The sequence below is a fragment of the Streptomyces sindenensis genome, from assembly GCF_014649035.1.
Classification (GTDB): Bacteria; Actinomycetota; Actinomycetes; order Streptomycetales; family Streptomycetaceae; genus Streptomyces; species Streptomyces sindenensis.
In genome coordinates, this window is sequence record NZ_BMSG01000007.1 from 237814 (window position 1) to 246725 (window position 8912).

Below are 8912 nucleotides of genomic sequence, written 5' to 3' on the forward strand. Positions count from 1 at the left end.
TCCCGCTCTTGCGTATCTTGCGCAAGAGAGCACTATTATTGATGGGTTCATGACCCCGCCCGCAGGTCCGTGCCCCAGCGGACGCGGACACCGTGCGGAACCGCAGAAAGCGGGAGTCTCTGACATGCATGTACCCGATGGATTCATCGACGCACCTGTCTCCGTCGCCGCCGGGGTGTTCGCGGCGGGCGCGGTGGCCGTCAGCCTCCGCGGCGCGCGCCGCGAACTGGACGAGCGCACCGCCCCGCTCGCCGGGCTGGTGGCCGCCTTCATCTTCGCCGTGCAGATGCTCAACTTCCCGGTGGCCGCCGGTACCAGCGGCCATCTGATGGGAGGGGCGCTGGCCGCGATCCTTGTCGGGCCCCGCACAGCGGTGCTCTGCCTGTCCGTGGTCCTGCTGTTGCAGGGCGTCTTCTTCGCGGACGGCGGTCTCACCGCGCTCGGCGTGAACGTCACCGTCATGGGCGTGGTCACCGTCGTCGTCGCGTACGCGGTGTTCCGCCTGCTCACCGGCCTCCTGCCGCGCGCCCGCCGGTCCGTGACGGCCTCGGCGTTCGTCGCCGCGCTCGTCTCCGTACCCGCGTCGGCCGCCGCCTTCACGCTGCTCTACTGGATCGGCGGCACCACCGACATCCCGATCGGCAAGGTCTTCACGGCCATGATCGGCGTCCACGTCCTGATCGGGATCGGTGAGGCGGTCATCACGGCCCTGACGGTCGGCGCGGTCCTCGCCGTACGCCCCGACCTCGTCCACGGTGTCCGGGGCGGCCCGGCCGCCCCGCTGAAGCTCCGCGTCGACGGCGCACTGGTCGACGCGCCCGCCGCCACCCGCGACCCCGAGCCCGCCGCCGCGCCCCGCTCCAGCCGGGGGCTCTGGATCACCGGCCTGGTCTCGGCGTTCCTCCTCGCCGGGTTCGTCTCCTTCTACGCCTCGGCCAGCCCCGACGGCCTGGAGCGGGTCGCCGCCGACCAGGGCATCGACGAGAAGGCGCAGGAGCACGGCGCGGCCGGCTCCCCGCTCGCCGACTACGGCGTCGGCGACATCGCGAACGCCCGGCTCTCCGGCGGCCTCGCCGGGGTGATCGGCGTCAGCGCCACCGTCGTCGTGGGCACCGGGGTGTTCCGGGTGATCCGCCGCCGCGGGGAAGAGCCCGGCACGGCGCCCCACGACCGCGACCACGAGAACGCCTGACATGGGCGCGGGCCACGCCCACAAGCTCTACCGGCAGGGGCACTCGCCGGTCCACGGCCTGCCCCCGCACTGCAAACTCGTCGCCGTCTTCTGCTTCGTGCTCGTGGTCGTCTGCACCCCGCGCGAGGCGATGTGGGCCTTCGGGCTCTACGCGGCCCTGCTGGGCGCCGTCGCCGCCGCGGCCCGGATCCCCGCCGGCTTCCTGCTGAAACGGCTCGTCGTCGAGGTGCCGTTCGTCGCCTTCGCCCTGCTCATGCCGTTCGTGGTGCCGGGCGAACAGACCACCGTCCTCGGCGTCTCCGTCAGCGTCCCCGGCCTCTGGGGCGCGTGGAACGTGCTGGCCAAGGCCACCCTCGGCGTGGCCGCATCGGTGCTCCTGGCCTCCACCACCGAACTGCGCGCCGTCCTGCTCGGCCTCCAGCGCCTGAAGCTGCCGCCGCTGCTCGTGCAGATCGCCTCGTTCATGATCCGGTACGGGGACGTCGTCACCGACGAGATGCGGCGCATGGCGATCGCCCGCCGCTCCCGGGGCTTCGAGGCGCGCGGCGTACGGCAGTGGCGGGTGCTCGCCGCCTCGGCGGGGGCCCTGTTCATCCGCTCCTACGAACGCGGCGAACGGGTCCACCTCGCCATGGTGAGCCGGGGGTACGCGGGCACGATGCCGGTGATCGACGAGGTGACGGCGGACCGGCGGCAATGGGCGTACGCGGCGACGCTGCCCGTCCTCGCGCTCGCGGTCTGTCTGCTGGGATGGACCCTGTGACCCCCATGGATGACGCCTCGCCCCACACCCCGCCGACTGCCCCGTCGCTGGAAGTCAGCGGCCTCGCCTACGCCTACCCCGACGGCCACCAGGCCCTCTTCGGGGTGAACCTGACCGTGCGGCGCGGCGAACGCGTCGCGCTCCTCGGCCCCAACGGCGCGGGCAAGACCACGCTCGTCCTGCACCTCAACGGCATCCTGGAGGCGGGCTCCGGCACGGTCCGGGTCGCCGGACTCCCGGTGGCCAAGCGGAACCTGGCCGAAATCCGCCGTCGGGTCGGCATCGTGTTCCAGGACCCGGACGACCAGCTGTTCATGCCCACGGTCCGCGAGGACGTCGCCTTCGGCCCCGCCTGTGCCGGACTGCGCGGACCGGAGCTGGAGGAACGCGTCCTGCGGGCGCTGAAGCAGGTCGGCATGGAGGAGTACGCGGCCCGCCCGCCGCACCACCTCTCCTTCGGGCAGCGCCGCCGCGTCGCCGTGGCCACCGTCCTCGCGATGGACCCGGAGATCCTCGTCCTGGACGAACCCTCGTCCAACCTGGACCCGGCCTCCCGCCGCGAACTGGCCGATATCCTGCGGTCCTTGGACGTCACGGTGCTGATGGTCACCCACGATCTGCCGTACGCGCTGGAGCTCTGCCCGCGCGCGGTCGTCCTCAGCGAGGGCGTCATCGCCGCCGACGACCGTACGCAGGACCTGCTGCGCGACGAGGAGCTGATGCGCTCCCACCGGCTGGAGTTGCCGTTCGGCTTCGACCCGGGAGCGGTCGACGTTCCGTCACCGTAAACAGATGGTGACGGCCCGGTGGTGACGGAGACCCGCTCCCCGAACACCCGGCCGGGGCGTGCACCATGGGGGGATGAGCGGGAGCACGGGAGTGAGCACGACGGGTACGGGCGCGGAAGCGGAATCCGGCACGGGCCCGGAGTCCGGCACGGGGGCGGAGTCCGGCACGGAGGCGGCAGCGGCCACGGACGTGACCGTGACCGTGACCGAGGACAGGGCCGTGGACGTCCGGGGCACGGTGACCCCCGGGTACGAACCGGTCGCCGACGCCTTCGTCCGGAACTTCGAGCAGCGCGGCGAACGCGGCGCGGCCGTCGCCGTCTACCGCCACGGACGCAAGGTCGTCGACCTGTGGGCCGGTACGAGAGACGTCGACGGCACCGAACCGTGGGCCGTCGACACCGTCCAGATCGTCCGCTCGGCGGGCAAGGGCATCGCCGCCGCCGTCCCGCTGCTCCTCCACCAGCGCGGGCAGGTGGACCTGGACGCCCCGGTCTCCACCTACTGGCCGGAGTTCAAGGCGAACGGCAAGGAACGCGTCCTCGTCCGCGACCTCCTCGCCCACCGGGCCGGGGTCCCGGCGCTCGACCGCGCCCTCACCCCGGCCGAGGCCGCCGACGGGGTCTCCGGGCCCGCCGCCGTCGCCGCCCAGCGCCCGCAGTGGGAGCCCGGCACCGACCACGGCTACCACGCCCAGACCTACAGCTGGCTGATCGGCGAACTGGTCCGCCGCGCCACGGGCCGCACCATCGGCCGCTGGATCGCCGAGGAGATCGCCCGCCCGCTCGGCCTGGACTTCTGGTTCGGACTCCCCGCCGACGAGGCCCACCGCATCGGCCGCATCGGCCCCGTGGAACCCCCGGCCGCGGCCGCCGCGTCGGGCGCCCTGCGCGTACGCCCCAAACGCTCCGTCGTCGAGGCGTACCGCGACCCCGAGTCGCTGACCCGCCGGGCGTTCGGCGCGATCGACCCGTTCCCCGACGAGAACGACCCCGCTTACCGCGCGGCCGAACTCCCCGCGTCGGGCGGCATCGCGACCGCCCGGGGCCTGGCCCGCTGCTACGCCGCGATGATCGGCCCGGTCGACGGCCACCGACGGCTGTTCGCCCCCGCCACGCTGACCCTGGCCCGTACGGAGGAGTCGGCGGGCCCGGACCGGGTGCTGGTCGTCAACACCCGTTTCGGCCTGGGCTACATGCTGCACGGCCCGGCCGCCCCGCTGCTGGGCCCCGGCTCCTTCGGCCACCCGGGCCGCGGCGGCTCCCTGGGCTTCGCCGATCCGGAATCCGGCATCGCGCTCGGCTACGTCACCAACGGCCTCCAGAAGGGAGTCACCGCGGATCCCCGTGCCCAGGCGCTGGTCAGGGCAGTACGGTCGGCGCTATGACACCTGTGACATCTGCTCGTTTCGACGGCCACAGCATCCTGATCACCGCCGCAGGCCAGGGCATCGGCGCGGCAACGGCCCACCGCCTGGCGGCGGAAGGGGCCTCGGTCCTCGTCACGGACCTGGACGCGAAGCGCGCGTCGGACACGGCGGCGGCGATACGCGAGGCGGGCGGCACCGCCGCGTCCCTCGCCTGCGACGTGGCGGACAGGACGGCCGTGGAGGCGGCGGTGGCGTACGCGGTCGAGACCTTCGGCCGGCTCGACGTCCTGGTCAACAACGCGTACGCGGCGAGCGAGGACGCCGAACTCTTCGAGGACGAGCCGGACGAGAGCTGGGAACGCGACCTGGACATCACCCTCTCCGGCCCGTTCCGCTGCGCCCGCGCCGCCCTGCCGCACCTGGTCGCCTCGGGCCGGGGCGCGATCGTCACCATCGGCTCGGTCAACGGCGAACAGGACTTCGGCGGCCACGCGTACAGCGCCGCCAAGGCGGGCCTGGCCAGCCTGACCCGTACGCTGGCGGGCCACGCGGGCCCGCGCGGCGTCCGGGTCAACCTGGTGGCCCCCGGCACGATCCGCACGGACGCCTGGGCGGGCCGCGACGCGGAGTTGGCCCGCGCGGCGGCTCTCTACCCGCTGGGCCGGGTCGGCACCCCCGAGGACATCGCGTCGGCGGTGGCCTTCCTCGCCTCGTCCGACGCGGCCTGGATCACGGGGACGACGCTGCGGGTGGACGGCGGGATCGTCGCGGTGAACACGGGATTCCGGCAGGCGATGGCGCAGCCGTAATTCCGTGGTCGGGTACCGCGATGGGGGCCTACCCTGCGCGGATGATCAACCACGGACACACCGACAAGACCGGCCGCCCCGTCACCCTGCGCGCGGTGGACGCGGACAACTGGCGGGCAGTCGCGGACTGCGCGCCCCGCGACGACCAGCGCGACTGGGTCCCCGCCCTGGCCGCCCGCTACCTCGTCCTGAGCAGCCGCGAGGACACCTGGAACTCCCTGGCCGTCCTCGCGGGCGACGAGGTGACCGGCCACATCATGTGGGGCCGGGACGAGGACGGTTCGCACTGGATCGGCGGCATGCTGATCGACGCCGCCCACCAGGGCACGGGCATCGGCCGCGCGGCCGTGCACACCCTGGCGGACTGGCTGTCGGCCCGCGAGGCGGGCACCGCCGTACGCCTCTCGTACGCCCCGGAGAACGCGGTGGCCGCCCACCTGTACACCGCGCTCGGCTTCCGGCCGACGGGGGCGGAGGAGGACGGGGAGATCGTGGCGGAGCGGATGTAGCGGCGGCGACGTGAGTGTGCGTCCCGCCCGCCGCGCCGCTACGTCGCCGGGCCGAGCGTCATCAGCCTCGTCGGGTCGGGCACGGGGGTGAACCCGACCTTGGCGTACAGCTCGTGGGCGTCGAGCGTGGCGAGCAGGGTGCGCTTGAGTTCGTACGGGGCGAGGTGGTCGCGGACGGCGGTCGCCAGGCGTACGCCGAGGCCCCGGCCCCGGTGCGCGGGGTCCACGTAGACGTCGCAGAGCCAGGCGAAGGTGGCACGGTCGGTGACGACCCGGGCGTACGCGACCTGCGTCCCCTCGCCGTCGTACACACCGAAGTTGAGCGATCCGCGCAGGGCCCGCTCGACGAGGTCCCGGCTGCGGCCGAGCGCCCAGAAGGCGTCGGTGGAGAGCCAGTGGTGCACGAGGTCGAGGTCGATGCGGTCCGGGTCGGTGTCGATCTCGTATGCGTGCACGCCCGGCCCGGCGCTGGTGCTGGAGGTGGTCATGGGCCGGGATGGTAGTCGGGGACGAAGGTCCGGCCGTCGGTCCGGGCGGTCGCCGTCCGTGACGCCCGGCGCCGCCGGATAAATGGATGGCGTGGGCGGGCATCGCGCGGCAGGATGCCCCGCATGACCTTGCCCACCCCCGAGTTGACGACCGAGCGCCTGCGCCTGCGGCCGTTCACCGAGGCCGACGCGGAGCCGCTCTACGCGCTCCAGAGCGACGCCCACGTGCTGCGCTACTGGGACTCCCCGCCGTGGACGGACCCGGCCCGCTTCCAGACCTTCCTCGCGACCTGCCGGAGGATCGAGGAGGAGGGCTCGGGGGCGCGGGTGGCCGTCGAACGCGCCTCCGACGGCTCGTTCATCGGCTGGTGCGGCCTGTTCCACTGGAACCCGGACTTCCGCAGCGCGTCCCTGTGCTACGTCTTCGACGCCGCCACGTGGGGCAACGGCTACGCCACGGAGACCGCGCACGCCGTCCTGCGGTGGGCCTACGACACCCTGGACCTGAACCGCGTCCAGGCCGAGACCGACACCCGTAACGTGGGCTCCGCCCGGGTCCTGGAGAAGCTCGGCTTCGTCCGCGAAGGCACCCTCCGCGAGGACTGCGTCGTCAACGGCGACGTCTCCGACTCCTGGGTCTTCGGCCTCCTCCGCCGCGACTGGCAGGCGACGGCCGGCCGCTGAGTTCGAGGGCTGGAACCGGAAGCAGTGCCGAACGCGTTGGCCGCCGACGAGGTCCCGCCGGGCCTGGTGGCGTCGTACGCCATGGGCTTCGGCGAGGCAGGCAGAGCCTGGGTCGCCGAACTGCCCGCTCTCGCCGCGGACATACTGGAACGCTGGCAGCTGCGGCGGGACGGCGCGGTCCGGTCCGGCCAGGCCTCCTTGGTGCTGCCGGTCCTGCGCCACGACGGCACACGCGCGGTGCTCCGACTTCAGCTGCCCCGGGAGGAGACCGCAGCCGCGCTGATCGGACTCCGCACCTGGAACGGCGCGGGAGCGGTCCGGCTCCTCGATCACGACGCCGCGACCAGCAGCATGCTCCTGGAACGGCTGGACGGAGCCCGCACCCTGGCCTCGATCGACGATGACGACGTGGCCATGGGCATCCTCGCCGGGCTGCACGCGCGGCTGGTCGCGGTCGCTGCGCCGCAGGGACTGCCCGGCCTCGGTGACGTCGCCGCAGCGATGCTGGAAGAGGTCCCGCAGGCGATCACTCATCTGACGGACCCGGCCGACCGGCAACTGCTCCGGGGCTGGGCCTCGGCTATCGCCGAACTGGCCGACGACCCCGGGGACCGGTTGCTGCACTGGGACCTCCACTACGACAACGTCCTCGCCGCGCAGCGTGAGCCGTGGATCGCCATCGACCCCGAGCCGCTCGCCGGTGATCCGGGGTTCGACCTGTGGCCCGCCCTGGACAGCCGGTGGGATGACGTCGTCGCGAAGGGCGAGCCGCTGCGTGTGGTGCGACGCCGGTTCGACCTGCTGACGGACACCCTCGGCCTGGACCGCGCACGGGCCGCCGGCTGGACTCGGGGGCGGCTGTTGCAGAACGCCCTCTGGGACATCGAGGACGGCGAGAGGCGGCTCGCGCCGTCCGCCGTCGCGATGGCGAAGGCCCTGCGCAGCCGGTGATCTCGGCTCGCGACCGGTCAGGCGGCGGCCTGCGCGTAGGCGGCGCGGGTCTCGCGGCAGTCGCGGCAGTGGCCGGGCGTCGGGGAGCGGAAGGCGCGGTCGCAGTCGTCGCAGGTCTGGAAGGGTGTGACGACGACCCGGGGGCGAGCGGCGAGCGCGGCGAGGTCGTCGACGCCGGGAGGTGTCGGCGGGAGCAGTTCGGTGAGCCGGTGGGCGAGGAGTTTGGCCGGGTGCCTGAGGGGCTGGGGCGGGTCGTCGGTGAGTGCGCGGCGGATGGCGTCCGGACGGGCTGCGCGTTCGAGCCAGGCCGCCACCCCGGGAACCAGCCGACGGACGTCGTCCTCGGAGAGGGTGAACTGGGGCGCGTGGCGGCGCAGATCGCTGAGGAACGTGGTGGCGGCGCGGTCGAGCTCCGGGGTGAGGTCGCTGGGCTGGGGGAGAGGCCGACGAGGTGCCTTGGGCGCGGTCGGGGGCGGTACGCGCCGTTCGAAGACCGGGGGCGGCGGGGGCAGTACGGGCGGGGCTGAGGGGGCCTTCGGCGCGGGAGGCGCAGCCGTCGGTACGGGTACGGGCGCGGGGACGGCGACAGGTACGGGCGCGGGTACGTGCACCCGGGCAGGCTTACGTACGGGTACGGCTGCCGACGCGGTGGGTCGGGGTCGTGCCTCCGCTGCCGGGCGGGGTCGGGGGTGCAGCAGCGCGGTGGGCCGGCTGCAGAAGACGGTGCGGGTGATGACCTTCTGGCCGGGCAGCCGGTGGCGGAAGCGTCGCAGGTAGCCGTGGGCTTCGAGTTCGCGCAGGGCGGCGGCGATGCGCTTCTCGCCTTCCTTGCAGCGGGCGGCCAGGGCCTTGACGCCGATCTCGGTGCCTTGGGGCAGGGACTGGATGAGTACGGCGAGTCCGACGGCGGTGCAGCTGAGGTCGGGGTGCTGGGCGAGGTGGTTGCCGACGACGGTGAAGCGGTCGGTGTGGGGGAAGGTGATGTGGATGACGCCACGGGTGGGGAGAGGTCCGGGAACCTCCGCCAGGGCGCGGGTGAGGGCAGTATTCTGCTGGGTATCCATCGGGAAGCCCTAACTTCCTTGGTGGCCAGGCCCTCGGTTGGGATTGCAGTCCCGGTCGGGGGCCGACGTATGTGTGGGATGTGGTCTGGCGTGAGCATATGCCGGGCAAGCTGCCCGAAAGCGAGCTGAGTTGGGAAATATCACCCGTGTGAGTGACGGAGCCCCGAAAGCCCCTGGGGTCCGTCAGATGGCCACCGGGTGGGTTGGGTGGGGTTGGGTTCTTTCTCTTGGTTCTTTAGAAGTCATCTCAATTGGCCCGATAGGCTGTGGCCTGTGGCGAGGATCGTTGAGCGGC

At 73.1% G+C, this 8912-nt stretch carries 10 protein-coding genes; 8 read left to right on the plus strand and 2 right to left on the minus strand.

Features of this window, described 5'->3' with window-relative positions:
• Nucleotides 1–124: 124 nt before the first annotated feature.
• The 6 genes from IE145_RS11790 (at nucleotide 125) to IE145_RS11815 (ending at nucleotide 5430) form a co-directional block, all read left to right on the plus strand.
• On the plus strand, nucleotides 125–1192 hold the full coding sequence (locus IE145_RS11790; protein WP_189520863.1) for an energy-coupling factor ABC transporter permease: 1068 nt from the start codon (nucleotides 125–127) through the stop codon (nucleotides 1190–1192).
• A 1-nt stretch (nucleotide 1193) separates the two neighbouring features.
• Nucleotides 1194–1955 carry a cobalt ECF transporter T component CbiQ gene (gene cbiQ / locus IE145_RS11795; protein WP_189520864.1) on the plus strand — a complete coding sequence of 254 codons (762 nt, stop codon included), beginning with the start codon at nucleotides 1194–1196 and terminating at the stop codon, nucleotides 1953–1955.
• Nucleotides 1943–2743 carry an energy-coupling factor ABC transporter ATP-binding protein gene (locus IE145_RS11800; protein ID WP_373296585.1) on the plus strand — a complete coding sequence of 267 codons (801 nt, stop codon included), beginning with the start codon at nucleotides 1943–1945 and terminating at the stop codon, nucleotides 2741–2743. The genes cbiQ and IE145_RS11800 overlap by 13 nt, the downstream gene beginning before the upstream one ends.
• Nucleotides 2744–2963: 220 nt before the next feature.
• Nucleotides 2964–4130 (plus strand): serine hydrolase domain-containing protein, encoded by a 1167-nt coding sequence (locus tag IE145_RS11805; protein ID WP_189520884.1) that lies wholly within the window; start codon nucleotides 2964–2966, stop codon nucleotides 4128–4130.
• Nucleotides 4127–4921, plus strand: a complete 795-nt coding sequence (locus IE145_RS11810; RefSeq protein WP_189520865.1) for an SDR family NAD(P)-dependent oxidoreductase — start codon at nucleotides 4127–4129, stop codon at nucleotides 4919–4921. Before IE145_RS11805 ends, IE145_RS11810 begins: the two co-directional genes overlap by 4 nt.
• A gap of 41 nt (nucleotides 4922–4962) precedes the next feature.
• Nucleotides 4963–5430: a GNAT family N-acetyltransferase gene (locus IE145_RS11815; RefSeq protein WP_189520866.1), complete on the plus strand. Its 468-nt coding sequence runs from the start codon at nucleotides 4963–4965 to the stop codon at nucleotides 5428–5430.
• A 38-nt stretch (nucleotides 5431–5468) separates the two neighbouring features.
• On the opposite strand, the gene IE145_RS11820 is transcribed toward IE145_RS11815, so the two are convergent.
• Nucleotides 5469–5918 (minus strand): GNAT family N-acetyltransferase, encoded by a 450-nt coding sequence (locus IE145_RS11820; RefSeq protein ID WP_189520867.1) that lies wholly within the window; start codon nucleotides 5916–5918, stop codon nucleotides 5469–5471.
• A 123-nt stretch (nucleotides 5919–6041) separates the two neighbouring features.
• Between IE145_RS11820 and IE145_RS11825 the strand changes: the two genes are divergently transcribed.
• Both IE145_RS11825 and IE145_RS11830 read left to right on the plus strand, forming a co-directional pair.
• Nucleotides 6042–6602, plus strand: a complete 561-nt coding sequence (locus tag IE145_RS11825; protein WP_189520868.1) for a GNAT family N-acetyltransferase — start codon at nucleotides 6042–6044, stop codon at nucleotides 6600–6602.
• An 81-nt stretch (nucleotides 6603–6683) separates the two neighbouring features.
• Complete coding sequence (locus tag IE145_RS11830; protein ID WP_189520885.1) at nucleotides 6684–7553, plus strand: aminoglycoside phosphotransferase family protein; 870 nt, start codon at nucleotides 6684–6686, stop codon at nucleotides 7551–7553.
• A 17-nt stretch (nucleotides 7554–7570) separates the two neighbouring features.
• On the opposite strand, the gene IE145_RS11835 is transcribed toward IE145_RS11830, so the two are convergent.
• A complete protein-coding gene (locus tag IE145_RS11835; protein WP_189520869.1) occupies nucleotides 7571–8617 on the minus strand; it encodes a helix-turn-helix domain-containing protein in 1047 nt (348 codons plus the stop codon).
• Nucleotides 8618–8912: the final 295 nt, after the last annotated feature.